This window comes from Mesorhizobium sp. LNJC394B00, assembly GCF_000502555.1.
In the GTDB taxonomy this organism is placed as follows: domain Bacteria; phylum Pseudomonadota; class Alphaproteobacteria; order Rhizobiales; family Rhizobiaceae; genus Mesorhizobium.
Genome location: NZ_AYWH01000002.1, coordinates 654287 through 679674 on the forward strand (window position 1 = coordinate 654287; position 25388 = coordinate 679674).

The following is a 25388-nucleotide window of genomic DNA, read 5'->3' on the forward strand; positions in this document are numbered from 1 at the left end:
TCATGGCCGAAGATATTAACCGCGGGAACGGAAAAGAGGATGCCGCCACACGCTTTTTCGACGGGATGGTGTATGAGGATCAAAATCTTGGCGGAGCGCGGATGAGGGTCGGGTGGTATTTCAACCGATTGCGCAGCATGGAGTTGGCCGAGATATTGCATCGGTTGGACGAGCAGCGCCGGAAGACCGTTTCGCGCCGCCGCGACAACGGCTGGCAGCGCTATGCGTCGCCGCAGTTGCACCCGGTGCTGCACGGATTGCGGAATGCTGTGCCGGCCGCTGCGACACCAGCCCAGCGGCAAGCTATCGAGGCGGCTGCGCAAAACACTCTTCGGGGCCAGTTTTCAGCACTTGGCCAGACCTGGCCACAGCGAGACCCCTATACTCTCTTTCCATCCGAGCTCTGGCGCCTTGATCCGGTGACCGGCCGGCTTTGGCCAGGCCCCAAGACCCATACTTTCGATATCGATTTTCGCCATGCCACCGGCCGTGGCGATGTAAAATATGTCTGGGAAATCAACCGGCTGCAGCAACTGCCGCCACTGGCTGCCCATCTGCTTCTCACCGGCGATGATCAATCCCGTGCGGCCATCGAGGCGGCGATCGAGAGCTGGCATTTCGCCAACCCACCATTTCGGGGCGTTGGCTGGGCCTCGGGCATCGAGGTCGCGCTACGAGCCATCAGCCTGATTGTCACGCTCGACCTCGTCGGCGACCGGCTTGGCGCGGCGACGCGAGAAAAAGTCGGTGAAATACTGGCGGCAAGCGCCTATTGGCTGCCGCGGTTTCCCTCCCGTTTTTCGTCCGCCAACAACCATCTCGTCGCGGAATTGGCTGGCGAATATTTGATCGGTCTGGCTTTCGGGGCCGAGGTGGCTCGCGAGTCGCTCCTGGCTGAGGTGCTCAAACAAATCCTGGCCGATGGCGCCGGGGCCGAGCAGACCCCGACCTACGCCGCCTTCAGTGCCGAACTTTTCCTGCTGTGCGCTGCGGCGGCGCGCCAGGCCGGACTGCCTTTTCCCCAGCCCGTCGAAGCGCGTTTGGCCGCTTTCGCCAATTTCGCAGGCTGGCTCCCGCCGAAAGCCAGCGGCTTCGGCGACAATGATGAAGGCCGCGTGATCACGCTGGGGGGCGAAACCGATTATGTCGGATCGGTCGCGGCCGCCATCCATGGTTTTCTACGGATGCCGGGCAGGGCACCGGAGCCCGGCGATTTTCGCGCGCTTTTCTTCGGCGCGCCACCGCGGCCGGCGCCGGTGCCGGATGGATTGCATACGTTCACGCAAGGCGGGCTCTCCGTCTGGCGCGGCGAGATGAATGGTCGCAACGTCCATCTGACATACGACCACGGCCCGCTGGGCTACCTTTCGATAGCGGCGCACGGTCATGCCGACGCGCTGTCGCTCACCCTGTGCATTGACGGCGATCCGGTGCTGGTCGACCCCGGCACATGGCTCTATGGTTCGGGGGGAGGCTGGCGCGACTGGTTCCGCTCGACGCCGGCGCACAACACGCTGAACCTAGAGGGTAAAAGCCAAAGCATCATCTCCGGGGCGTTCAACTGGTCGCACAAGGCGGTTGCGACATTGGTGGAGAGCGAGCCGGGGCCGCACTGGAGGCTGTGTGCCCGACATGACGGGTACAAAGGCCGCTTCGGCGTTGTGCATCAACGCGCCGTGACACGCGATGGCGACGGCATCCTCGTGACCGACCAACTGCTCGGCGGCAGCCGCGTCGCTGAGATCGTCTTCCAACTCGCCGCCGACCTCCACGCCAACAGGGATGGAAACATTGTCACGATATTGCGCGGCGCTGAACCTTTGATGACTATCCACTTTCCAGACGCAGCGATCCACATCCGTTCCGGCGGCGACACACCGGGCCAGGGCGGCTGGGTTTCGCCGCGTTTTGGTGCAAGGCAGCCAGCCGAACGCCTCGCATGGCGTGGCCAAGTAGGCGAAAAGGGAGTAGTCATCCGGCTCGCGCCAAGTCCGCCGCAGACCCGATAACGGGCAGGTTGCAGGCGCAGCGTTCGACATTAATTACGTTCAGATATTTAGCGGTTTTGACACCGTTGATCTGCTAATTTGGCCATGATTGTTCTGCCAGTCGCATCCCGATACACAGTTGCGGGCAGCATATGATGGGCTTGGCAATATGTGCTTCGCGACGAGCCGGATCACCATTTCACCACCTAGGAGCCACTGCATCGATGTTTTCGGAATTCGCCAGAGTGATCGTGGAAAAACTCTCACACATCAATCTGCTGACACTCGGTCTCCTGTTGCTCACGGCGCTGGGGAGCGCGGTGGTCGCCTACTGGCGAACGGTCGAACAGAAATCCTTCCGGGACTTTTTCGACTTCGCCTTTCCCGCGGAAGTCATCATGCACCCATCGGCGCGAGCGGACGCATTGTTCTGGATCACGAAAAGGCTGGTGATGCCCTTCCTGCTCATTCCCGCCGGTGTCACCTTCGTTGCCGCCACGGGATATGCAACAAACCAGGCAGTCGGCTGGCTCTTCAGCATCTCGCAACCGCTGATACCCGGCCCCGCCGGCCCAGTGACGATCATCCTCTTCACCGCAACCATGCTCGCTGCTTACGATATCTCCTACTACCTATATCACGTTGCCCAGCACCGTTTTCCGTTCCTGTGGGAATTGCACAAGGTGCATCATTCGGCCGAAGTGATGGTTGGGATCACCAAGGACCGGGTTCACCCCCTGGACGATCTGATGAACCGGATCTGGGACGGCGTCATACCGGGGATCAGTTTCGGCTTGTGGAGCCTGATTGCGCTTAATCCGGTCGAGATCGCCATATTTGGCATCAACGTCTATGTCATTCGCAACATTCTCATGATGGACTTTGTTCGCCACACGCATCTGAAGATTTCCTTCGGCCGGTTGAACGGCGTCATCTTGTGTCCGCACTGGCACCAGGTGCATCACAGTGTCGACCCTCGCCACTACGACAAGAATTTCGGGCTGCTTTTTTCATTCTGGGATCGCATATTCGGAACGCAGTTCATCCCGGATCCGGACGAAGACCTCAAGTTTGGACTGATAGATCGCGACGTACGCGACTATCAGTCACTTTTCGGACTTTACGTGCTGCCGCTCAAGAAAATGGCAAACCATATCATGCGACTTTTTCAAAAGCGCATCGATGTCGCGCAGCCGCAGGACCGTCTCCAACCATGAACAAAATGGCTTCGATTGACGCTGTTGGTGCGGAGCGCCTGGAAATCGTCAGTTCGACGGATCGCCTGGCCGCCATCGAAGCCGAATGGGTAGACCTATGGCATCGTACCCATGCACTGATCTTTCAGAGCCATGCCTGGGTTTCGGCATGGTGGAGCACCGTGCGTGACCGCGACCGGCGCTCGCTGCGGATCGGCCTGGTATGGAGCGATGACAGGCTGGTCGCTGTCATTCCCCTGGCGATCGGCAGACGAAAAGGACTTCGGCTCCTCGAATGGGCCGCCAATAGCTATACGGACTATGGTGATATTCTTGTCGCGCCGGAATGCTCCCTATCGGCCCTCCAGAACCTCTGGAACCGGATCTGTTCGGCGGGTGGGTTCGATCTTGCTTTTATCAATCGTCTGTCTCCGGATGCGGCAGCCCGCAGGATTTTTACACCGGCCTCTTCCAGCGGCGTCAAGCTTCGCGCGAATCACCGGGAGGAAGTCAGTTATCGCGTCGCTGGACAGTGGGCCAGCGGAGCAGCGTGGCTGGCGGACCAGCCGAAAAAGATGCGCCAGAACTATCGGCGCGGCATCAAGATACTGGATGAAACAGGCGAAGTGAAATTCCGCCTCCTGTCGGCCGACGAGCCGCTGCAGCCATTGCTGGAGCGACTATCGGCGCTGAAGCGCAGATGGCTGGAAAAGCACACGCGTGAATCCGACCTTTTCGAAGAGGGCGAGCCGGTTCTTGCCGCCCTGGTGGACGCGCTGTCACGCGCCGGTGTGCTGCGCATTTTCGTACTTGAATGCAATGGTGCGATGGTCGCGGTTTCCATCAACATCGTCCAGCACAACGTCATGATGGCATTCGTTACCACCTACGACCCTGATTTTAGCCGAGCGTCGCCGGGTGCGGTCCTGATTACGGAGTATATACAGTGGTCGTTTGATCACGGCTTGGGATTGGTCGATTTCCTCTGTGGCGGAGAGGCCTTCAAACATAGGTTTGCAACACAGGCCGTTACCCTCCAATCCGTTCTTGGGGCACGCACTGTGCAGGGCGCGCTCGCTTCTCTCGCTGATCGTATCTGTCAGACGATCCGCGTACGCACACGCGGATTGGCGTCGGCGAATCCAGAGCGCCCGCCCGATGAGACTGCTTAATTTAGCTGGATAACTCGGGCATAAGCCGCCGAGCGTTGAGGGCTTGGCGTGCGACATGGGCGCGCCATTCGAAAATCCGCGTCTATTGCGCCTCGGAATCGGGACCGAATGTGGTCCGCAGGTGGAGGCTTCAGCCAATTCTCGCAAATCACGTCTCTCGAGGCGCAGTTTGTCGTCTGCGAAGCGTCGCAACACGTTCGTTGGCGTCACAACGGTAGCAGGCTAGGTCCTGAAAATCATTGAAGATTTTTTCGGGACAGGGCGCCTACCATAGGTCCGCGTTTTACTGTGATTTCAATAGCTTAGGTAGGCTGGTAGCGGGAGAGGGACTTGAACCCCCGACCCCAGGATTATGATTCCCGTGCTCTAACCAACTGAGCTACCCCGCCAGGGCGGCGAAAGGCCCGAAATCCGCCTTAAATCGAAAGGCATTTCGAGGCGTTCGCCAGGTCGCGCGGATATAAGGTTGGGAGGGCGAGCCTGTCAAGCATCGATGCGCGAGGGGCGCCGGCATATTGTCGCCGGTAAAAGCTTTGCCGGGCTGGCATCTCCGGTAAGCCACCGGGGTTGAGTTCGACGGGGCACGCCGCTATGTCTCGGCCAAGAAATTAGAGTTTGAAGCTGATGAAGCCGCGCATTGCAGTCCTCGGTTGCGGATACTGGGGCAGCAACCACATCCGCACCCTCAAGGCGCTCGGCGCGCTGCATGCGGTTTCCGATGCCAATCGGGCGCGGGCCGAAGGCTTTGCCAGCGAGCAGGACTGCCTGGCGATCGAGCCCGACCAGCTGTTCGTGCGTGACGATATCGACGCCATCGTCATGGCGCTGCCGCCGCAATTCCATGCCGATCTTGCCGTGCGCGCCGCTGAGGCCGGCAAGGACGTGCTGGTGGAAAAGCCGATTGCGTTGACCGTGCCCGACGCCGAGCGCGCCGTGCAGGCGGCCAAGGACAATGGCCGCGTGTTCATGGTCGGCCATGTCTTGCGCTTCCATCCCGCCTTCGAGACGCTGAAGGCGCTGATCGACAATGGCGAGCTCGGCGAGGTCCGCTACATCCACTCGCACCGGCTCGGCCTCGGCAAATTCCACACCGAGAACGACGCACTGTGGGATCTGGCGCCGCACGATTTGTCGATGATCCTGGCCATCACCGGCACCGAGCCGATCGAGGTCAGGGGCGAGGGAGCGGCACTCCTCGACAATCTCAGCGATTTCGCGCATCTGCACATGCGTTTTCCCAACGGGCTGCGCAGCCATCTCTTCACCTCGCGGCTCAATCCCTATCGCGAGCGGCGGCTGACCGTGGTCGGCACCAAGGCAATGGCGGTGTTCGACGATGTCGAGCCCTGGGAGCGCAAGCTGGCCGTCTACCGCCACGCGGTGTGGCAGGACAGCGGCCAGTGGGCCTTCACCACCAACGAGCCGTCCTATGTCGCGGTCGGCCAGGGGATGCCGCTGACGCGCGAGCTCGAGCACTTTATCCAGTGTATCGAGACGCGGGCCGAGCCGCGCACCAGCGGCGAGGAAGCCATCAGGGTGCTGCGCATCCTGACGGCGGGTACAGTCACGCACACAAAGTCCTGAGACCGTTTCGAAACTCTGCTCTTAAGGCAGATCGAAACTAAAACTGTCTCCGAGAGGGTAGTGTTTACTCTGCGGGAATCTGCGCCGGCCTGGCTGCGAGCCGGCTGAGCATGGCTTCGGCCTCGGCGCCGCGCTCGGAGCGCTCGATGAAGCCGCCGCCGAAAACGCGGGCTTCGTTGCCGTCGTCGGAATAGAGCACGCAGGCCTGTCCCGGCGCGATGCCGGACTCGCCGTCGACCAGTTCGACAAAGGTGCTGCCGGCGCGGTGATGCAGCACGGCCGGGCGCGGCGGCCGCGTCGAGCGGACCTTGGCGAACAGCTCCATGCCGGCGGCCGGAATGTCGGACAGCGCGCGATCGCCCAGCCAGTTCATGTTGCGCAGATAGATCTTGTGGGTCTCCAGCGCCTCGCGCGGGCCGACGATGACACGGGCCCGGTCGGCGTCGAGATGGACGACGTAAAGCGGCTCGCCCGAGGCGATGCCGATGCCGCGGCGCTGGCCGATCGTATAGCGCAGGATGCCGTCATGGCGACCGAGCACGCGGCCGTCGATATGGACGATGTCGCCTGGGTTGGCGGCAGCTGGCTTCAGCTTGGCGATGATGTCGGAATATTTGCCCTGCGGCACGAAGCAGATGTCCTGACTGTCCTGCTTGGCGGCAACGGTCAGCCCCATTTCTTCGGCGATGGCCCGCACCGCAGGCTTGGACAGCCCACCCAGCGGAAAGCGCAGATAGTCGATCTGCGCCTGCGTGGTGGCAAACAGGAAATAGCTCTGGTCGCGGTCGGCATCGACGGGCCGGAATAGCGCGCGGTGGGCGCCATTGGCCCCGGAGCGGATATAGTGGCCGGTGGCGAGCGCATCGGCGCCAAGGTCCTTGGCGGTGGCCAAAAGGTCGGCGAACTTCACCGTCTGATTGCAAGAGACGCACGGAATGGGCGTTTCGCCGGCGACGTAGCTTTCGGCAAACGGGTCGATGACCGCCTTACGGAAGCGCTCCTCATAGTCGAGCACGTAATGCGGAATGCCCAGTGTCTCGGAAACGCGGCGGGCATCGTCAATGTCCTGGCCGGCGCAGCACGACCCGGCCCGGTGCGTTGCGGCGCCATGGTCGTAGAGCTGCAGCGTGACGCCGACGACATCATAGCCTTCGCGCTTCAAAAGGCCGGCAACGACGGACGAATCCACACCGCCCGACATGGCGACGACGATGCGGGTGTTTTGCGGGCTGGCGGGAAGGTCGAGGCTGTTCATGGTTCTTTCGTTCTGCGCGGCGCTTCAATGGCAGTGGCGCGAATATAGGTCAACCACACCAGCGGCGCCAGCTTTGCGGCGGTGCCGATTTTGCGGGAAAATTGCGCGCCTGCCCGCCGTTGCCTCAAATGCCGACGAAAAGACTAACGCGGCGTTCATGATCCTTACCTACTCATTAGGGTTCGCTTAGGCAATTTTTAAAGCTGTGGCGGTAATGTGGTGGGGATTGGGTCTTTGAGTTTTTAGTAGAGAGTACGATGACCGATCTTGTTAGACCGCGAGTCAAATATGTTATTGGGCCTGACGGCAGCCCTCTTACGATTGCCGATCTTCCGCCGACGAATACACGTCGCTGGGTTATCCGGCGCAAGGCGGAAGTGGTTGCTGCGGTGCGCGGCGGGCTTTTGAGCCTCGACGAGGCATGCCAGCGCTACAAGCTGACCACCGAGGAATTCCTGTCCTGGCAAGCGTCGATCGACGAATACGGCCTTGCCGGGCTGCGCACGACGCGCATCCAGCAATACCGGCACTAGAGCCAGGACCACAATAGAAAAGGGCGCGGTAACCGCGCCCTTTTGCCTGTCGGTAATGCCTGCTGCTTCAGACCGTCAGCACCACCTTGCCGATCGGCCTGGTGGCGAGAAAAGCGTGCGCGGCGCTCGCCTGTTCGAGCGGAAAGCTCTTTGCCACATGGACCGCAAGCTTTCCCGCATCGACCAGTTTGCCAAGTTCGACGAGGCCTTCACGGTCGGGCACGACGGACATGCGCTCGACGCGGATCCCACGCGCAGCAGCCTTGGCTCGGGTGGTGTCGTGGACATTGAGCAGCGACACCAAGGCGCCACCGTCCTTCAGGACTGTCAGCGATTGGTCGGCATGGTCGCCGCCCATCGGCTCCAGCACCAGGTCGACGTCGCTGACCTCGGCGGTGAAATCTCCCTTGATGTAGTCGATCACTTCATCGGCGCCGAGCGAGCGGGCGAAATCGAGTTTCTTCGGGCTGGCGGTGGCGATGACATAAGCGCCGCGCGCCTTGGCGATCTGCACCGCCAGATGCCCGACGCCGCCTGCCGCGGCATGGATCAACACGCGCTGGCCGCGCTTCAGGCCGCCATGGCGGACAAGGCCTTGCCAGGCGGTCAGACCGGCCAGCGGCAGCGCGCCGGCATGATTGTGGTCAATGCCTTGCGGTTTAGGTGCGATTTCATCGGCCGGGGCGACAGCGAGTTCCGCATAGGCCGCGGCCTGCTTGGGAAAACGCGGCATGCCGAACACGGCGTCACCGACCTTGAGGCCTCCATCGACGCCTGGGCCCACCGCCTCGACCGTGCCTGAAATATCCCAGCCCAAAGTGAAGGGCGGTTCGCCCAGCAAAGGATAGTAACCGGCGCGCACCGAGCCATCGACCGGATTGATGCCGGCGGCATGCACGCGCACGAACACTTCGCCTGACTTGGGCGAGGGCGCGGGGCGATCGGCGATGACGAGGACGTCGGGTCCGCCGACTGAATTCTGGACAACGGCACGCATGGGAGGCTCCTGCTGGGGTTTTCTGAGCCACTATCATTTCGATAGTAACATTCCCTTGTCCAGTATGTACCTTTTCCATATATAGGCACCTCATGGATAGTGATAATGATTGCGGCTCCGGCTATGACGCCTTCCAGCGGACGTGTCCTTCGCACGCCGTGCTCGAGATGCTGGCCAGCAAATGGGTCTATCTGACGGTTTGTGCGCTGCGCCGTGGCCGGATGCGCAATGGGGAACTGGCGCGTAAGCTCGACGGCATCACACCCAAAATGCTGACGCAGACCCTGCGCGTCCTCGAGCGCGACGGGCTGGTGCGGCGCGAAATCTTTCCGGTGATCCCGCCGCGGGTCGAATATGAATTGACCGAACTTGGCCAGAACTTGGCGGGGCTGCTCACCCAGATACGCTCCTGGTCGGAAGAGCATGTGCCTGACATCAAGCAAGCGCGGGCGAGGGCGGCGGCGAACCAGGACGGGGATTTGGCACGGGCCTGAGGCTGCGGCCGCCTTGCGGCCAAGTCAGCAGCGCTGGAGCCTTTTGGTCCGGAGCAAGAAGATCGGCGTCAGGCGGCGCCGGTCGGGCTCAAACCCTGCCGTCAGCCGATCATGGCGCTGCGACCGCCGAGTTCCGCGTCGCGGATCTTGGTGTCGCGCGATTCCAGCATCTCGGCCTTGGAAAGCTCCGCTTCAGCTTCGCCGAGTAATGATTCGGCAGCGCTTCGCTGCTGGGCGAGGTCGCTTTGAGAGTTTCTGAGGTTATCACGGCGCAGACGCGCCGCCTTGGCGAAGGTCGGATAGGCAAAATGATTGATGTCGGTGATGCCGGCCTTCTTCTCCTCGGCGGTGATCTGAAGCTCCAGTTCAACGGCCATGCGCTCGAACTCGGCGATCATCATGTCGAGCTGCAGCAGCTGCCGCCGCTTCTCATTCACCTGAAATTGCTTCAGCCGAACGAGGTTTTCACGTGACTTCATGATTCGGTACTCCCGGAAACGCACACCTGCACATATCGTCCAATCCGCCCGCCAGGGCCTGGCGCCGCCCGTATCCACCGGCATTCCCCGAACTATGGGAAACAAATCCCTAAAGTTTTTTGCCGGCGGTAACCATTCGTTTACGCGCATTGTTAATCATAAGGGCGAGGACTTAAGGCCGGGTAAAAATTCCGGCTCCCGATACGGAAGCCGGCCAGCGAGTCCCTTGAGTCACTTAGTCCGACTTATTAATGTGTAGCATTAGCGATTTGGTTCTGTGATTCATCATTAGATTCAAGAGGGTGTAGAAAGGGGTTAAAAAATCTGGTACCGTCCTTGGTGCGGAATTAGGTTTTGTTAACCATTCGATGGCAGCCTCTGTTCAGGCAATCACTGCTCCGGTCCCGGATGGGTCGTGACATGGTCCGGCGGCAGAAAAGGGGAATGAAATGCGCGTTCTGCTGATAGAAGACGACAGTGCAACCGCTCAGAGCATCGAGCTGATGCTCAAATCTGAAAGTTTTAATGTTTACACGACCGACCTCGGCGAAGAAGGTGTCGATCTCGGTAAACTTTATGATTACGATATCATTCTTCTCGACCTCAACCTTCCCGATATGTCCGGCTACGAAGTCTTGCGGACACTTCGCCTGTCCAAGGTGAAGACGCCGATCCTGATCCTGTCCGGCATGGCCGGTATAGAGGACAAGGTGCGCGGCCTGGGCTTCGGCGCCGACGACTATATGACCAAGCCGTTCCACAAGGACGAACTGGTCGCCCGCATTCATGCCATCGTGCGCCGTTCCAAGGGCCATGCCCAGTCGGTCATCACCACCGGCGACCTGGTGGTCAATCTCGACGCCAAGACCGTCGAAGTCGGCGGCCAGCGCGTGCATCTGACCGGCAAGGAATACCAGATGCTGGAGTTGCTCTCGCTGCGCAAGGGCACCACGCTGACCAAGGAAATGTTCCTCAACCACCTTTATGGCGGCATGGACGAACCGGAACTGAAGATCATCGACGTCTTCATTTGCAAGCTGCGCAAGAAGCTCGACGCAGCATCCGGTGGGCAGAACTACATCGAGACGGTCTGGGGTCGCGGCTATGTGCTGCGCGAGCCGGAAGACATCCGCGTCAGCGCCTGAGCGAACACCATCCGATTGAATTTAATGAGAAAACCCGGCTCAGGCCGGGTTTTTTGCTGTCCTTCTTGGCCGAGGACGTGCCGAGTCAGGCGGCAACCTTCAAGGTACGAAAACGTTCGAGCAGTTGCGGCCGGTTGAACGGCTTCAACAGATAACCCTGGGCGCCGGCGCGCTTTGCCTTCATGATCGAGGCAACATCGACCTCGACCAGTGAGATCAGAATCTGCGGTTTGATCGTGCTCTCCATGGCGCGAACCTGGCGAATGACGTCGACCGCTTGCATGTCCGGCAGGGCGCCGTCGACGACAATCACATCAGGCATCTCGGCAGCGCACATCTCGACAGCATCAAGTCCAGTTGCCGCTTCGATCACCACCATGTCGGAGCCGCCAAGAATCCGTTTTGCAACCTTTCTGATGACGCTCGAATCGTCGACAAACATGCAGCGCTTCATTTCCGGGTCCTCTTTGCCATGGTGCGAACCGGCGGCATCCGGGTATCGGGATGCACACTAGGCCAATCTGGTAAAGAAGCAGAAAAGCCGTTAGGTAAAGTTTTTACAAACATGTCGTTTGCAGCCCCATTCTGCAGGGGCGTTGCCGGCGATGAAACTTGCCTGTTCTGAATTGCCGCAAATATCAGCGGGAAAAGATACTTGATTGTTCTTGATGCTCGGCGTCCTGCCGAACGGCTTCGCTCAGGCCGCGGACAGCACGATCTCTTCGGCGGTCGCGTGAATCGAGATCGTCATGTTGGCCTCACGCGCCAGCAGCAGCGTGTAGTAGGGCTGGACGGTATGGGCGTCGATAGGCTCCTCGGGCTTGTTGCCGGAATGGAGTTCGAGGAATTTCGGCGGCACGCGCAGCATCGGGCCGCTTGCGGCAAGCGCAAAGCGCGGCTCGGTGTCGAGGTTTTCCAGCGTGACCACCAATCTGCCGCCGCGCGGGATGGCAGCATTGGCGACGAGCAGCAAATTGAGCAGCAACTTGACCTTGTTCTTGGGCAGCAGGGCGCGAACCCCGTTCCAGATCAATTCCGGCTTCTCGTTCTTCAGGAAGGCGATGGCGACGGACTCGGCATCGCCGGTGTCGATCATCATGCCGGCCGAACCGGCGGCGCCGAAGGCGATGCGAGCGAATTGCAGGCGGGCCGAAGCGTTTCTGGCGCTCTGCCGGATCAGTTTCATGGCGTCTTCGTCGGCGCCGCCCTCGTCCAGGAGTTCAAGGCCGTTGTTGATGGCGCCGACCGGCGAAATGATGTCGTGGCAGACTCGGCTGCACAACAAGGCTGCGAGATCGGGTGCGGAGAGAGAGAAAAGCTCAGCCATCGGCGAAAAATCCCTGCTAAAATTCACATCCTGGTGGCCGCGCGACCGACTGCCACGCTCACCACCCGAATCACGCTCTCTCCCCAGGCATTCTGAATACACAGCGCCCGAGCGTGCAGCAACAATCCACAATTCTCGTGAGAAAAAACGGCATCTTTGCACAGGATGGGAGCCCGCGCAGACAGTCAGAAACAGCCTTCGAACCGCCATGTTCATGTGGGAGGTTAATGGTTGAAAAAGGATTACGGCATAGTTTGCCCGTAACAGTCATCCTTAACGGCCGCCTAAAGAGCCGGACGGGGTGCGAGGCGTCGGCGAAAGTGCTCCCTGACGGAGATTGGAAGCATGGTTTCCCGATTCTACGACCGGACGTTTGTCCGCGTCTTCTTCATGGCGATTGCCCTCATGGGCGCTCTCGCTTTCTCAACCTCTGCGTCGCGGGCACAGGAATACACCGCTCAGGAGATCGTCGATTCCGGTCACAAGTTCTTCGGCGCGACGTCGGGCGGTCTCGCCACCGTCGTCGAGAAGATTTTTGCCTCCTACGGCCTGCCCAATGGCTATCTGCTCGGCGAAGAGGGCTCCGGCGCGCTGATCGGCGGCCTTACCTATGGCGAAGGTACGCTCTACACCAAGAATGCCGGCGACCATAAGGTGTTCTGGCAAGGGCCTTCGCTCGGCTGGGATTTCGGCGGCGAGGGATCGCGGGTGATGATGCTCGTCTATAACCTCGACGACGTCAGCAATCTCTACAATCGGTTCGGCGGCGTTGCCGGTTCGGCCTATGTCGTGGCCGGCGTCGGCTTCAACGTGCTGCAGAACAACAGGGTGCTGCTGGTGCCGATCCGCACCGGCGTCGGCGCGCGGCTTGGCGTCAATCTCGGCTATCTGAAGCTGACGCAGAGGCCGACCTGGAATCCCTTCTGAGCGATTCCGACCACACTTCGACCCGATCAACAGATTCTGACCCGGTGCAGCTGCGGCAAACCCTTGCCGCAGCGCTGGATTTGCGTCATGCGAACATGGCAAAGTCCAGACTTGGCGGTTGCCGGATAGCGGCCCGCCCGTAACGGGTAGTCACCTTGGTTCAGTCGATCCTGTTCTTCGCCCTCGGCTTTCTGTGCGCAGGCTTTCTGGCGCTGCTGGTCGCGCCGGCCATCTGGCGGCGGGCGGTTGTGCTGACACGCAAGCGTGTCGAGGCGTCGGTGCCGCGAACGCTGGCCGAGATCCAGGCCGACAAGGACAGCTTGCGGGCCGAGTTCGCCATGACGACGCGCCGGCTCGAAATCAGCATCAAGACGCTGCGTGAGCAGGCGAATGAGCAACTCGTCGAACTCAATCGCTGCCGCGAGGCGCTGAAGGGCCTGGCGGTCGAGCGCAAGGACAAGAAGCAGGCGCTTTCGGAGCTCGGGGAAAAAAACGAATTGCTCCTGCATCGCGAGCAGCAGATACAACAGCTGTCTGACAGGCTTGCACAAACAGAGCGCACGATGGAAAAGCGCGCGCTCGAGCTGGAAAAGCTCGAGCATATGTACGACGACGCGTCCTTCTCCTCCAGCAATCGTCAGATCGAACTGGTGGCTCGCGAATCCGAGCTGGAAAAACTTGCCAACGACATTTCAGTGCTGCGCGGCCAGCGCAAGGAGGCCGACAGGCGCCATCAGGAAGTCGTCACCGAGGCCAAGGCCACGCGCGATGCCTTGAAGGCCGAAAAGAAAAGAACCGCCGACCTCGACAGAAAGCTCGAGCGCCTGCTCGCCACGCTTGCCGATCGCGAGGACAAGCTCGATCGCCGCGAAAAGGAACTGGCCCGGCTTCGCGAACGGGTGAAGGGCGAGGCTGCGGGAGGCGCCGCGGCTGCTGGCCTGGTTGGTGCGCAAGACAGTGCCCGCGCCAGGAACGAGGACATGGACAAGACGCTCGCCAAGCTCGAAGGCGACCGAGAGCGGCTCGAAGCCAGGCTGACGACGCTGGCCCGCGAAAACAAGCGGATGAAGGCGGAGCTTGGCGGTTCTGGATCCGCGAAGCCCGGGAATGGCCCCGGCAATGGCAATGATGCCGGTTCTGCCTTGCGCGAACAGATGAACAATCTGGCGGCTGAGGTCGTCCATTTGACGGCCAAGCTCGAAGGACCTGATTCACCGATCGCCAAGGCGCTGGCGGCGCCGCAGGAAACGCGGTCAGGAACCACCAGCCTCGCCGATCGCGTCCGGGCGTTGCAGAAGGCAGATTTGCCGAGCTGAGTTTCAAGCCCCGGCTTGGAATTACCTGACTACGCCTATCAGGGCGAAAAATGGTGCAGCGCAATGGCTGACGCGGCAGCAACATTCAGGCTGTCGAACCCTTCCGACATCGCGATCCGCACCGTCCGCAGGCGGGCAAGCAGGCTCTCCGGGAGGCCCTCGCCTTCGGTACCGAGATAGAGCGCCAGTCGTTTCGGTCGCGCGGCATCGCGAATGTCAGCCTCACCACGCGGCGACAAAGCGACCTGGCCGAAGCCCAACTCGCCGAGCTTCGCGATGAAAGCTTCAGTGTCGCCGAAGGACGCAAAGGGCACCTTCAACGCGGCGCCGACGGAGACGCGGATCGCCTTGCGATACAGTGGGTCGCAACAGGTGGCGTCGACGAAGACGGCATCGGCGCCGAAGGCGGCGGCATTGCGGAAGATCGATCCGATATTGTCATGGTTGGCGATGCCGATGAGAACGACGATCAACGCTTCGGCAGGCAAGGTGTCGAGCAAGGCCTCGGCGGGCTGTGGCGTGCCCTTGCTGCCGATCGCCAATATACCGCGATGCATGTGGAAGCCGGCGATCCTGTCCATGACGGCGCTTGCCGCAACGTAGACCGGCAGGTCGGCAGGGGCCTTGCGCAGGATGTCGTCGAGCCCGGCCAGCCGGTTTTCGAGGACCAGGACCGACTCCGCAGCAAAGCGTCCGGCTGACAGCAGGACGTCCAGCACCACCTTGCCTTCGGCAACGAACCGGCCATGGCGGCCGGTGAGATCGCGCTCGCGGATGTCGAGATAGGCGGCGACCCGCGGATCGCGCGCGTCGTCGATCTGGATCGGATCCATCAATACCTCGGCCGGCGAAAAATCGTCAGCGAGGTAAGAAGCGATCGGAGCCGCCAGTCAAGCCCCGCAGGTCAAGTCCCGGCGCGGCGCAGACGCGTTGCCATTTGGGACAAGTCGCCTATCCCGAAAATGCCGTCCAGCATGCGCAACAGTTCGCGCACGGCTTCGGACTTGCAGGAATAGTAGATCATCTGCCGGTCGCGGCGGGTCTCGACAAGATCGAGCGCCCTGAGCTTGGCCAGATGTTGCGACAAAGCGGACTGGCTGAGCATCACCTTTTCGGCGATGGCGCCGACCGACATTTCACCGTCGGCCAGATAGCTCATGATCAAGAGCCGCTTTTCGTTGCCCATAAGGGTCAGAAATGTCGCCGCCGATTCGGCATTGGCGATTAGTTTGGTCGAGACCATCGATGCCCCATGTTTTCCTGCTCATCCAAACGCTATGGGGGCAAATAGCGTTGGCTGCTATAATTCAGCTATGGATCACGCTGCTGATTCAGCGTCGCCTGAATCGTAGATCATTTCGCCCAAATCTCAAGACGTGCTTTTGATTCATGACGATTATCCTTGCGTAGCTGGCGCACGACCGGCTTTGGCCAGGTCGACCAGAACCGGCCGCAGGTCGCGCGCGGTCTTCAATGGCTGCGGAAAATTGACCCTGCAAACGGTGTCGCCCGATGCCAGGTCCATGCCATCGGCATCGAAGCCGGTGATGGTCCAACCATCACCTTCAACCCTGGCGAAATGATGGGCATAGACGGCGATGGCGTCGAGATGGTCGGCATTCATGTGGTCGAGAGCGGATTGTTCGCTGGCGGCCAGCTCGTCGACGATCGGCCCCTCGGTGATGAGATCGGCCCGGTCGAGCAGGTAGGCCTTGCCGAAGCCGCCATTCAGGCTGGCGCGCTCCGGCTCGAGGCGAAAGATCGAGAAATCGCCGAGCCCGGCATAGAGCTTTGCCTTGGGATTGCGGTTGAGATAGCGCCGCTCGGCGCGGGCATGCGCGCTCGACCCGCGTTCCAGCGGCTGCGCCCGGCAGACCAGCGTTATCCTGGGATGCGCCAGCGGATCGCCCTTGCCGGGTTCGCCGACAAGCAGCGAGCAGCGCGGCTCGGCAAGGATGGCGCCGGTATGGGCTGACAGCGCCGAGACAAGGATCAGAGGCGTGCCATCGATGTCGGTGGCGACTCCGACCCTGGAGGCCAGCGGTGCGCCGGTCGACGGCTCGATCACCGCGAGGGCGCCGAAACGGGCGCTGCGGATCAGCGTTGCGGCCAGCCTGATCGCCTCGGCGTCCGTCGCGCGAATGACGTCCTTCTTCGGCTGGTCCAAAATGCTCACCAGGTAAGTTGATTTTCTAAATCCAGTTACTGGCCAATCATGCCGGCTTTGACAAGCGCTTTGATCTCGGCTGTCGAAAAGCCGAAGCGCGCCAGCACAGTCTGGGTTAGCTGATCGTCATCTTCAGACATGCCGGCAAGCGCCGGCTGCGAGGCCGAGAAGCGTGGCGCGGGCGCGGGGCGCTCGAGCGCACCGGCCTTCACAAATGCGTGACGCGCCCGGCTGTGCGGATGATCCCTGGCTTCGGCCAGCGACAGAACCGGCGCCACGCAGGCATCGCTTGCGGCAAACAGCGCGTCCCAGTCGTCGCGTGTCTTCTGCCGGAACCGGTCGGCAATGGCCGCGCGCATGTCCGGCCACAACGCCTTGTCGTATTGGCCGCGGACAAAATCCTCGCCGAGCGGCAGCAGCCTTGCGAATGCGGCGAAGAAGCGCGGCTCAAGGCAGCCGACCGCAACGTGGCGTGCGTCCGCCGTCTCATAGGTGTCGTAGAAGGGGGCACCGGAATCGAGCAGGTTGGCGCCGCGCCGGTCGCTCCACAGACCTGCCGACATGAAGGCGTGTATGGGGGCCGCCAGCATCGAAGCGCCCTCGACCATCGCCGCGTCGATCACCTGGCCTTTGCCGGAGCGCGAGCGCTCGAACAGCGCTGCAAGCACCCCGGCGATCAGCATCATGGCGCCGCCGCCATTGTCGGCGATCAGATTCAGCGGCGGCACCGGCCGACCTTCCTCCCGGCCGATGGCATGCAACACACCCGAATAGGCGAGGTAGGTGATGTCGTGGCCGGCACGACCTGCGAGCGGCCCGTCCTGGCCGAAGCCGGTCATGCGGCCGTAAATCAGCGCCGGATTGCGCGCCAATGCAGCATCCGGGCCGAGACCAAGCCGCTCCATCACACCGGGGCGAAAGCCTTCGACAAACAGATCGGCCTTTGCGGCAAGGCGCAGCAGGAGTTCCGTTCCTTTGGCCTGCTTGAGGTCGACGCGCAGGATGGAGCGGCCGTGACGGTCGAGATTGTACGCATCGGAGAGGGGCAGCAGGGGTTGGTCCGAACCGGTGCGCTCGATGCGCAGCACCTCGGCGCCCATCTCCGACAGCATCAGCCCGGCCAGAGGCACCGGGCCGAGCCCAGCCATCTCGATGACTTTCAGGCCGGCCAGCGGACCGGTCTTCACTGCGCCGGCCGCCACGGCCGTCTATTTCGGCGCCATGCGGATTGCCCCATCGAGGCGTATGGTTTCGCCGTTCAGCATCTGGTTTTCGACGATATGCAGGGCGAGCGCGGCATATTCGGACGGCTCGCCGAGGCGGGACGGGAAGGGCACGGCCGCGCCGAGCGAATCCTGCACCTCCTGCGGCATGCCGGCCATCATTGGCGTCTTGAAGATGCCGGGCGCGATGGTGCAGACGCGAATGCCGGAGCGCGCCAGGTCGCGGGCAACCGGCAGCGTCATGCCGACGACGCCGCCCTTGGATGCGGCATAGGCGGCCTGGCCGATCTGGCCATCATAAGCGGCCACCGACGCGGTGTTGACGATGACGCCGCGCTCGCCGCCCTGCAGCGGTTCGAGTTTGGCGGCACGGTCGGCAACGAGGCGGATCATGTTGAAGGTGCCGATCAAATTGATCTCAATCACCTTGCGGTACTGGTCGAGCGGATGTGGACCATCCTTGCCGATGGTCTTCAAGCCGATGGCAATGCCCGCGCAATTGACCAGGATGCGCGCTGGCCCAAGTCTCTTTTCCACCTCGGCGAGCGCGGCCGCACCGCTGTCGGCGCTGCTCACATCGCACTGGATGGCGGCGCCGCCAATGTCGCCCGCCACCTTCGATGCCCGGTCGATGCCGATATCGAAAATGGCGACGCGCGCGCCCTTGTCGGCCAGCGCGCGGGCGGTTGCCTCGCCGAGGCCGGAGCCGCCGCCGGTTACGATCGCAATCTGGCCGTTCGGGTTCATGCTGCATGCTCCGTGCTGCTCCGGGTCATGCTACGGAGGTCGCCGCCATGGTGCAACCTGACCAATGGGGATCCATCGCGACCGGTGCCGCGACCGATCCTGGAGCTCAGGCCATCACTGGTGCCTGCTCCGCGATCCTGGCAAGGCTGGCATGGCCGACCTCGCCGGAGAGCCGCGCCACGGCACCGGGCACGATCTCGTGCGACAGCAGCCGGTCGAGGTCGACCGGGCGCGGCATGGAGATCTGGCCGCGGGGGATCTTTCTGAAGCCGAGCGGGCCGTAATAAGGCTCGTCGCCGACAAGGATCACCGCCGGCGCGCCGGCCTTGGCGGCCGCCTCCAGCGCGATCGCCACGAGCCGGCGGCCGATACCGAGATTCTTGAAGGCGGGCCGCACGGCGAGCGGCCCGAGCATCAGCGCGCGTCCGGCGCCGGCGGCGATGCGGGTCATGCGCACCGAAGCAACGACGATGTCGCCATCCATGGCGACAAAGGATAGCGAGCGCTCGTGGCCGCCGGTCTCGCGAATCTTGTAGGCGGCCAGCACGAAACGGCCGGGGCCAAAGGCTTCGTCGTTGATGGCTTCGATTTCGGGATCATGCGCCGGAGTTTCCGGCAGGTATTTCACGTCGGCAAGGCTCATGGTCTTCGCGGTCCGATAAAGAGGAAAGGTTGCTGCAAGCGGCAGCGTTCGCCAGTCAGCGCTTTCTAAGCGCGGGCGCCCTTTCGTCGTCGGTCAAACCGGATCAAGCCAAGATCGAACATGCGGAGTGTCCGCTAGCATCAATTTCCGGCGGCTGCAATCGGCTGTTTTCATCCGGCGTTTCATACGAGTGACGCTCTGTTCAGCAGATGACGGCTTCGACATTGCCGCCTTGCGACTACATTGGCCAAGGCACGCAAGGAGATTTCGTATGGGATTGCTGGTCGAAGGCAAATGGCAGGACCGTCCGGCCAATGTCGATAGCAGCGGCAGGTTCATCCGCGCCGAGACGCAGTGGCGTGACTGGATCACGCGCGACGGCGCGCCGGCGCAAGGTCGTACGCGCGGCTTCAAGGCCGAGCCCGGACGCTACCATCTTTATGTCTCGCTCGCCTGTCCGTGGGCGCACCGCACGCTGATCTTTCGCGCGCTGAAGAAGCTAGAAGACATCATCCCGGTTTCAGTCGTGCATCATTTCCTCGGTGCTGAGGGCTGGACGTTTTTGGCCGAGGATGGCGCCACCGGCGACACGCTCTACGGCCTCGACTTCCTGCATCAGATCTACACCAAGGCCGATCCAGCCTATTCGGGCCGGGTTTCGGTGCCGGTGCTGTGGGACAAGAAGGAAGAGACCATCGTCTCCAACGAATCCGCCGAAATCATCCGCATGCTCAATTCGGCCTTCGACGAGTGGGGCGATGCCGCTCTCGATTTCTATCCGCCAGGCCTGCGCGGTGAGATCGACAAGGTCAATGCGCTGGTCTTTCCAGCCGTCAACAACGGCGTCTACCGCGCCGGCTTTGCCACCACGCAAGCGGCCTATGAAGAGGCGTTCGGCGAGCTGTTCGCGGCGCTCGACACGCTGGAGGGCCGACTGTCAAAACGGCGCTATCTCACTGGCGAGCGTGTCACCGAGGCCGATTGGCGGCTGTTCACCACGCTGGTGCGTTTCGACCCGGTCTATGTCGGCCATTTCAAATGCAATCTGCGCCGCATCGCCGACTATCCGAACCTTTCGAACTATCTGCGCGACCTCTACCAGGTGCCCGGTATCGCCGGCACGGTGAACCTGCACCACATCAAAATGCACTATTACGGCAGCCACGAGAGCATCAACCCGACGCGCATCGTGCCGGTCGGGCCTGGGCTCGACTATGGCGCGCCGCACGACCGGGCGCGGTTCAGGCAGGCGGCGTGAGCATCGGATTGACAGCCTACCAGTACGGCGATACCGGCTGGCCTTCAAAAACCTCGGCAAGCCGCCGCAGCGTCGCCGGCGTCGTGCCATGCGGCAAGCGGTCGAGCGGAAAGAAGCCTGCTTCGGCGATCTCGTGGTCCGGCAGTTTCGGCGCGGTCTGGTTGAAGGTTTCGATGAGATAGAGGCCGACATGGTCGCGGCGGCTGGAGCGGCGGTTGAAATGCATCGACTTCAGCACCGGCGGGGCGGTGAGCGCGATATTGCCTTCCTCGGCCAGTTCCCGCGCCAGCGCTTCGCCAAGCGTTTCGCCGACCTCGACGCCGCCGCCCGGCAATTGCCAGCCGGGGACATAGGTGTGGCGGATGAGGAAGACGGTGTTCGAGGCGCGATCGTGGATCAGGCCGCGCACGCCCAGCGTCATCGGCCGCCGCAGCAGGAAATAGAGATGGAACAGCCTTGCCCTGAGGCCTGCCCAGCCGGTCTGGCGAAACGCCTGCTCCGGGTCCGATATAGCCATGACTAGCGAAACCGTGGATGGGCAGGAAACAGTGAGTGGAAAGCGGGGAGCGCGTCGCCTATGAAGGAAGGATGTTCAGGCTCGCGCATATTTCCGATGTCCATCTGGGGCCGCTTCCCGGTGTAACCTATCGCGAACTCGCGTCCAAGCGCGTCGTCGGCTACGTCAACTGGCAGCGCAACCGCCGCCGCCATATGCACGATGCCGTCATCGACACCATCGTCGCCGACATGAAGGCGAGCACACCCGACCACCTCACCGTTACCGGCGATCTGGTCAATCTGGCGCTCGACGGCGAGATCGAGATGGCCAAGCACTGGCTTGAGACGCTGGGTTCGCCGGAGGATGTCTCGGTGGTGCCGGGCAACCACGACGCCTATGTGCCGGGCGCCTTCGACAAGGTCTGCCGCTCCTGGGCGGCGTGGATGAGCGGCGACGGCGTGACTGCGCCGATCGACCGCAACGCTTTTCCCTATCTGCGCGTACGCGGCAATGTCGCGCTGATCGGCGTTTCGACGGCGCGCGCCACGGCGCCGTTCATGGCCAACGGCTTCTTCCTCGAAGGTCAGGCGCAAAGGCTGGCGACAGTGCTCGACGCAACGAACAAACGCGGCCTGTTGCGGGTGATCATGATCCATCATCCGCCGGTGCGCGGCGCCGTCGCCCAGCAAAAGCGCCTGTTCGGCATCTCCCGCTTCCACAAGACCCTTCATAGGCATGGCGCCGAACTCGTGCTGCACGGCCATTCGCATCTGCCGTCGCTGTTCTTCATCGGCGGGCGCGGCGCCAGGATTCCGGTCGTCGGCGTCGCCGCCGCCGGGCAGTCGCCAGGCAGCAAGAACCCGGCGGCACAGTACAATCTGCTCGATATTGACGGGGAGAAGGGCAATTGGCTGATTCGCCTGACGCGGCGCGGCCTGACCGGGCCGGCCTTGCCGCCATCGGACCTGCAGGTCATTGAACTCGGCGCGCAGACACCGAGGCCTCCAGATCGTTGATCAGAAGCTGATCTTCATCGCCATCAGGCGATCCCAAAACAGGGCGGCCGCCACCGCCAGGCCAACAAGCGCGCCGGCGGCGACCAAGCCGAGACCGGAAAGGAACGTCGACCAGCCCTTGCGGGGCACGGCTGCTTGCAAGGGCGGCTCAGCTTCCGGCACGGCGGCGCGTTTCAGGTCGGCGACGGCCGGCTCGACACCGCCCTCCATCATGCGCTGGCGCTCGACGATACGCTCCGCCACATAGCGCGTGACCTGATCGGCGACCGGTTTCATATCGGTCGATTCGGCGAGCACGACGCGGCCGATGCGGGTATCCCTGAGAAAGCGGTAGGTGCGGCGGTCGCGCCCCATGGCGACATGGCTGACGGCGTCGATCCACAGGCGGGGCTGCAGGCCGGAGGAGACGACGAAGTCGAAATTGTCCATGTCGGCGGGCACGTCGGCAAAGACCGGGGCGAGCTCGGCCGCGAGCAGATCAAGCCGCATCCGGTGCGCCTCGCGCATGTCGACCACGACATCGTCGCGATCGGCGAAGGCATTTTTCACATCGCGAACGGCGTCGGACAGTTTGCGGGAGGTGTCGATGGGGGTGATGTTTTCGCCAGTGTCCTTCATCGGCGTCGCCTCGCTGATATGGTTAATTGCGAGTTAACACAGGCGGCGGCAAAATGCACTGGCGAGATGCGGGGCGCAAGTAAGTTAGCTCGCCGCGGCCTCGAATGTCGGACGCAGGCGCCTGCCGCGGCGTGCCATGTTTCGGCGCACGGCCTGGGCGACCACATCAGGCACTTCCTCGACCAGCATATGGCCGGCATCGAGCACGTGATGAATATGAAAATGCGCCGGCAGACAATCAGCCTGGGTAAAGGGCAGCACCGGATCGTCCGTTCCCCAAACCACCATCACCGGCATGTCGAGGGTGTCCAGCTGTTCGCGGGGTATGACCCCCTGCCGCTCGTTCCTGGTCATGACGGCCGATATCTCAATCAGCTTGCGCAACTGGCCGGGGCGACGGCGTAGGTCCGCCAGGACGCCAACGATGCGTTCGGGCGGCGGGCTTCGCGGTCCCGACATGGCGGCAAGGCAGGCGCGGATTTCCCGTCTGTCGGCGGCCGCGGCGTAGCGGCGCAACAGCGGTCCGTTGATCTCGGGGCCAACACCGCCCGGCGCCAGAAGCGTCAGCGAGCCTATCCTTTCAGGCTCGGCAAGCGCCATCAGGGAGGCGACCGCGCCGCCCATCGAATGACCGGCGACATGCACCCTTGCTATCCCGCGTGCGGCGATATCGGCGAGAACCGCTCGCGCCGCTGTTTTGGCCGGGCCGCTGCCAGGAAATTCGAGAGACAGTCCGTGTCCCGGAATATCGTAGGCCAAGGTCCTGACATCGGGCCCTAGCGACGCGGTCACCTCGCGCCAGATATCATGGCAACCACCGAAGCCATGCAGCAGGACGACCGTGTTCGGCCCGGCGCCCCGCTCGGCAACATAGAGGGATGAGACCATGAAAATGTGGGATTATTGCAAGACTGGAGAGGAAATTCGAATCGAGGCTGGATTGCTCCCAGTCCAGACCGATGGCCAGTAAAGTTTTCGCGATCCGGAAAGACTAGCTGGCGTTGCCGAGGCCCGCGGCGCGCAGCGCCTCAACCAGCCGGTCGGTCAGATCGGCGGGATATTTGCGCTCAGCGAAGGCCGCGCGCGGATCGGCGGCGAATTTCGGGAATTTGGTGGTCAGCTCATCCAGAAGCTTGGCTGCCAGCTGTTCGCGGCCGGCAGCCTTGGCGCCGATCAGCCGCGCCGCCAGATAATGCGATTTCATCGCCGTCGTGCGCAGCGACTCGCTGGCTATCGCGGCCTTGTTCATGTCGCCCAGCATGAATTGCCCGGCGAAAAGCCCAAAATCCCACCATGTCGGATGGCCGCTGAACGTCTCGACGGCATGGGTCAGGATGGGTGTTCCCTCGGCATATTTGCCGGCAAAGATCAGGCCATAGCCGTAAGCGGCAGCCATGCCGAGGTCGTAGGGGTTGAGCTCATAGGCCTTGCGCATCCAGCGGATCGATTCCTCGGTGTTGCCGAGGCGCGAATTGAGGTAGCCATAGGCGCGGTGCGCATAGGGGCTGGTCGGTCCCATCTGGATGGCGCGATGGGCGAAGGACATTGCTTGTTCGACCGTCGCGCCAGGCGGATAGGCGTAATGATCGGTGGCGGCCTCAAGGGTCAGGGAGGCCAGTTCCGAATAGACCAACGACGATTTCGCACCCTGGCCGGCGAGGTTGTCCAGGCAGCGATAGGCGGCCTCGTGCGTCCTGGTGCTCTGGTCGAGATAGTATCTGTCGTTGAGGATCAGGCAGCTCGTCAGCCCGGTCTGAATGCCGTTCTGTTCGATGTAGCTGTAGAGCGGGCCGGAGGCGGGAACGGTCGAGCTGAGGATGGCGGCGATACGATCCTCGACGGTGCCAGGTGCGCTGTCGGCGGCCGTCAGACTGCGGGACAAAAGCACGCGGCCGGTCGCCACGCTCTGCAGTTCGAGCGTCACGTCACCTGCCATTGGTCCCGGCAGGACATCGAAAACGAAGCTGGTCGGGTCGGTGCTCGGATCGCGCTTGCTGTCGGCGTCGCGGCCGATGAAGTCGATCGTGTCGAAACCGGCAAGGCCGGCGCGCAGCGAAGCGGCGACGCGGCCGGCCTCGGGGCCGGTGGCCTTCACCGCGATGTAGACGAGGGGCAGGGCCTCCATCGACGGCGATGCGATGCTGCTCGTTACGCCCGCGGTCTCGACCACCGCGGTAGGATCGCTGCTGGCAAGCAATGCGCCGCTGCCCTGGCGCAGGATGAGCACGCCCAGCATGAGAATGACCAGCGTCATGGCGACCCAGAAGAACTGGAGATGGCGCGCCAGCGAAGGCCCAGGTTCTGTAACCCCCGAAGCTGTCGCGGCAGCGGGAACGGCGTCAAGAGCCGCCTGGTCGGGCGATCCGGGCAAGGCGGCTACCGCCGCCGCAAGCGGCTCCTGCCCAACCGGCAGGCGTATGGCGTTGAGCTCATAGGACGGCACGTAGCCGCCGCGCGGAATGGCAATGCGAACCGGTTCGGCTATGCCTTCATTGGCGAAATAATGCTGGAGAAGTTCGCGCAGCCGGCCTGCCTGCACCCGGACAACGGCGTCGGTCGACGAATCGAAATCGCCGTCCTTGCCGAAGACGTCCATGGCGATGGAGAAACCCTTGAGCCTGTCGGCTTCGCCGGCCTGCTCGCGCTCAACAAGATAGCGCAGCAACTTGCGCGCGCGCTCGGAACGTCCGAACGTTTCGCTGGCGAGCAGTCGCTCCAGTGTCTCGCGCACTGCGGGGGCGGCAGGCGTGGCATGCTGCAAGTGTCGATCCTCTCGAAGTCGGCACAGGTTGAGGCGCAATCAT

Annotated in this window: 26 protein-coding genes and 1 tRNA gene; 11 read left to right on the forward strand and 16 right to left on the reverse strand. The window is 62.4% G+C overall.

Annotated elements, in window-relative coordinates; all coding sequences use genetic code 11:
- Positions 1 to 2: 2 nt before the first annotated feature.
- The 3 genes from X751_RS156095 (at position 3) to X751_RS156085 (ending at position 4356) form a co-directional block, all read left to right on the forward strand.
- Positions 3 to 2009 (forward strand): heparinase II/III-family protein, encoded by a 2007-nt coding sequence (locus X751_RS156095; protein ID WP_023744253.1) that lies wholly within the window; start codon positions 3 to 5, stop codon positions 2007 to 2009.
- A gap of 203 nt (positions 2010 to 2212) precedes the next feature.
- Positions 2213 to 3205 (forward strand): sterol desaturase family protein, encoded by a 993-nt coding sequence (locus tag X751_RS156090; protein ID WP_023728340.1) that lies wholly within the window; start codon positions 2213 to 2215, stop codon positions 3203 to 3205.
- Entirely contained in the window at positions 3202 to 4356 is a 1155-nt protein-coding gene (locus tag X751_RS156085; protein WP_023744254.1) for a GNAT family N-acetyltransferase, read from the forward strand. The genes X751_RS156090 and X751_RS156085 overlap by 4 nt, the downstream gene beginning before the upstream one ends.
- A gap of 312 nt (positions 4357 to 4668) precedes the next feature.
- Here the strand turns inward: X751_RS156085 and X751_RS156080 are convergent.
- A tRNA-Met gene (locus tag X751_RS156080) sits at positions 4669 to 4745 on the reverse strand.
- A 235-nt stretch (positions 4746 to 4980) separates the two neighbouring features.
- Here X751_RS156080 and X751_RS156075 point away from each other — a divergent pair.
- Complete coding sequence (locus X751_RS156075) at positions 4981 to 5940, forward strand: Gfo/Idh/MocA family oxidoreductase (RefSeq protein WP_023683623.1); 960 nt, start codon at positions 4981 to 4983, stop codon at positions 5938 to 5940.
- Between the two features lie 64 nt (positions 5941 to 6004).
- Here X751_RS156075 and mnmA read toward each other — a convergent pair whose 3' ends face one another.
- Positions 6005 to 7195: a tRNA 2-thiouridine(34) synthase MnmA gene (mnmA, locus tag X751_RS156070; protein ID WP_023683624.1), complete on the reverse strand. Its 1191-nt coding sequence runs from the start codon at positions 7193 to 7195 to the stop codon at positions 6005 to 6007.
- 257 nt (positions 7196 to 7452) lie between these two features.
- Here mnmA and X751_RS156065 point away from each other — a divergent pair, with 257 nt between their 5' ends.
- The gene (locus X751_RS156065) at positions 7453 to 7728 is read left to right on the forward strand and encodes a DUF1153 domain-containing protein (protein ID WP_013529904.1); all 276 of its coding nucleotides are present in this window, start codon (positions 7453 to 7455) and stop codon (positions 7726 to 7728) included.
- Positions 7729 to 7795: 67 nt separating this feature from the next.
- Here the strand turns inward: X751_RS156065 and X751_RS156060 are convergent, their stop codons facing one another.
- Positions 7796 to 8725 (reverse strand): NADP-dependent oxidoreductase, encoded by a 930-nt coding sequence (locus tag X751_RS156060; RefSeq protein WP_023744255.1) that lies wholly within the window; start codon positions 8723 to 8725, stop codon positions 7796 to 7798.
- Between the two features lie 92 nt (positions 8726 to 8817).
- On the opposite strand from X751_RS156060, the gene X751_RS156055 reads away from it, so the two are divergent.
- Positions 8818 to 9219 carry a helix-turn-helix domain-containing protein gene (locus X751_RS156055; protein ID WP_023725005.1) on the forward strand — a complete coding sequence of 134 codons (402 nt, stop codon included), beginning with the start codon at positions 8818 to 8820 and terminating at the stop codon, positions 9217 to 9219.
- Between the two features lie 101 nt (positions 9220 to 9320).
- Here X751_RS156055 and X751_RS156050 read toward each other — a convergent pair whose 3' ends face one another.
- The gene (locus X751_RS156050; RefSeq protein ID WP_023669945.1) at positions 9321 to 9698 is read right to left on the reverse strand and encodes a flagellar export protein FliJ; all 378 of its coding nucleotides are present in this window, start codon (positions 9696 to 9698) and stop codon (positions 9321 to 9323) included.
- 449 nt (positions 9699 to 10147) lie between these two features.
- On the opposite strand from X751_RS156050, the gene ctrA reads away from it, so the two are divergent.
- Positions 10148 to 10843, forward strand: coding sequence for a cell cycle two-component system response regulator CtrA (gene ctrA / locus X751_RS156045; protein WP_006203583.1), 696 nt, complete (start codon positions 10148 to 10150; stop codon positions 10841 to 10843).
- Between the two features lie 85 nt (positions 10844 to 10928).
- On the opposite strand, the gene X751_RS156040 is transcribed toward ctrA, so the two are convergent.
- Positions 10929 to 11297 carry a response regulator gene (locus X751_RS156040; protein ID WP_023669946.1) on the reverse strand — a complete coding sequence of 123 codons (369 nt, stop codon included), beginning with the start codon at positions 11295 to 11297 and terminating at the stop codon, positions 10929 to 10931.
- 243 nt (positions 11298 to 11540) lie between these two features.
- A complete protein-coding gene (locus X751_RS156035) occupies positions 11541 to 12170 on the reverse strand; it encodes a histidine phosphotransferase family protein (RefSeq protein ID WP_023669947.1) in 630 nt (209 codons plus the stop codon).
- A gap of 390 nt (positions 12171 to 12560) precedes the next feature.
- On the opposite strand from X751_RS156035, the gene X751_RS156030 reads away from it, so the two are divergent.
- Together X751_RS156030 and X751_RS156025 are read left to right on the forward strand one after the other, a co-directional pair.
- Positions 12561 to 13097 carry an EipA family protein gene (locus tag X751_RS156030; protein WP_245259859.1) on the forward strand — a complete coding sequence of 179 codons (537 nt, stop codon included), beginning with the start codon at positions 12561 to 12563 and terminating at the stop codon, positions 13095 to 13097.
- Between the two features lie 155 nt (positions 13098 to 13252).
- Positions 13253 to 14413, forward strand: a complete 1161-nt coding sequence (locus tag X751_RS156025; RefSeq protein WP_023744256.1) for a hypothetical protein — start codon at positions 13253 to 13255, stop codon at positions 14411 to 14413.
- A 38-nt stretch (positions 14414 to 14451) separates the two neighbouring features.
- Here the strand turns inward: X751_RS156025 and X751_RS156020 are convergent, their stop codons facing one another.
- From X751_RS156020 to X751_RS155995, 6 genes are all read right to left on the reverse strand, one after another.
- On the reverse strand, positions 14452 to 15246 hold the full coding sequence (locus tag X751_RS156020; protein ID WP_023683629.1) for an RNA methyltransferase: 795 nt from the start codon (positions 15244 to 15246) through the stop codon (positions 14452 to 14454).
- A gap of 71 nt (positions 15247 to 15317) precedes the next feature.
- Entirely contained in the window at positions 15318 to 15656 is a 339-nt protein-coding gene (locus X751_RS156015; RefSeq protein WP_023669951.1) for a metalloregulator ArsR/SmtB family transcription factor, read from the reverse strand.
- A gap of 153 nt (positions 15657 to 15809) precedes the next feature.
- Positions 15810 to 16580 carry a HugZ family protein gene (locus X751_RS156010; protein ID WP_023744257.1) on the reverse strand — a complete coding sequence of 257 codons (771 nt, stop codon included), beginning with the start codon at positions 16578 to 16580 and terminating at the stop codon, positions 15810 to 15812.
- 35 nt (positions 16581 to 16615) lie between these two features.
- Entirely contained in the window at positions 16616 to 17782 is a 1167-nt protein-coding gene (locus tag X751_RS156005) for a CaiB/BaiF CoA-transferase family protein (RefSeq protein ID WP_023744258.1), read from the reverse strand.
- A 6-nt stretch (positions 17783 to 17788) separates the two neighbouring features.
- Positions 17789 to 18550, reverse strand: a complete 762-nt coding sequence (locus X751_RS156000; RefSeq protein WP_023691639.1) for a 3-hydroxyacyl-CoA dehydrogenase — start codon at positions 18548 to 18550, stop codon at positions 17789 to 17791.
- Between the two features lie 106 nt (positions 18551 to 18656).
- Positions 18657 to 19193 carry an N-acetyltransferase gene (locus X751_RS155995; RefSeq protein ID WP_023686191.1) on the reverse strand — a complete coding sequence of 179 codons (537 nt, stop codon included), beginning with the start codon at positions 19191 to 19193 and terminating at the stop codon, positions 18657 to 18659.
- A gap of 271 nt (positions 19194 to 19464) precedes the next feature.
- Here X751_RS155995 and X751_RS155990 point away from each other — a divergent pair, with 271 nt between their 5' ends.
- Positions 19465 to 20451 carry a glutathione S-transferase family protein gene (locus X751_RS155990; protein ID WP_023744259.1) on the forward strand — a complete coding sequence of 329 codons (987 nt, stop codon included), beginning with the start codon at positions 19465 to 19467 and terminating at the stop codon, positions 20449 to 20451.
- Between the two features lie 16 nt (positions 20452 to 20467).
- On the opposite strand, the gene X751_RS155985 is transcribed toward X751_RS155990, so the two are convergent.
- Positions 20468 to 20968, reverse strand: coding sequence for an NUDIX domain-containing protein (locus X751_RS155985; RefSeq protein WP_031197573.1), 501 nt, complete (start codon positions 20966 to 20968; stop codon positions 20468 to 20470).
- A gap of 71 nt (positions 20969 to 21039) precedes the next feature.
- On the opposite strand from X751_RS155985, the gene X751_RS155980 reads away from it, so the two are divergent.
- A complete protein-coding gene (locus X751_RS155980) occupies positions 21040 to 21966 on the forward strand; it encodes a metallophosphoesterase (protein ID WP_023744260.1) in 927 nt (308 codons plus the stop codon).
- Here the strand turns inward: X751_RS155980 and X751_RS155975 are convergent, their stop codons facing one another.
- From X751_RS155975 to X751_RS155965, 3 genes are all read right to left on the reverse strand, one after another.
- Positions 21967 to 22584 carry a hypothetical protein gene (locus X751_RS155975; RefSeq protein ID WP_023683637.1) on the reverse strand — a complete coding sequence of 206 codons (618 nt, stop codon included), beginning with the start codon at positions 22582 to 22584 and terminating at the stop codon, positions 21967 to 21969.
- An 84-nt stretch (positions 22585 to 22668) separates the two neighbouring features.
- A complete protein-coding gene (locus X751_RS155970; protein ID WP_023744261.1) occupies positions 22669 to 23472 on the reverse strand; it encodes an alpha/beta fold hydrolase in 804 nt (267 codons plus the stop codon).
- A 103-nt stretch (positions 23473 to 23575) separates the two neighbouring features.
- On the reverse strand, positions 23576 to 25345 hold the full coding sequence (locus tag X751_RS155965) for a hypothetical protein (protein ID WP_023669961.1): 1770 nt from the start codon (positions 25343 to 25345) through the stop codon (positions 23576 to 23578).
- Between the last annotated feature and the right edge of the window lie 43 nt (positions 25346 to 25388).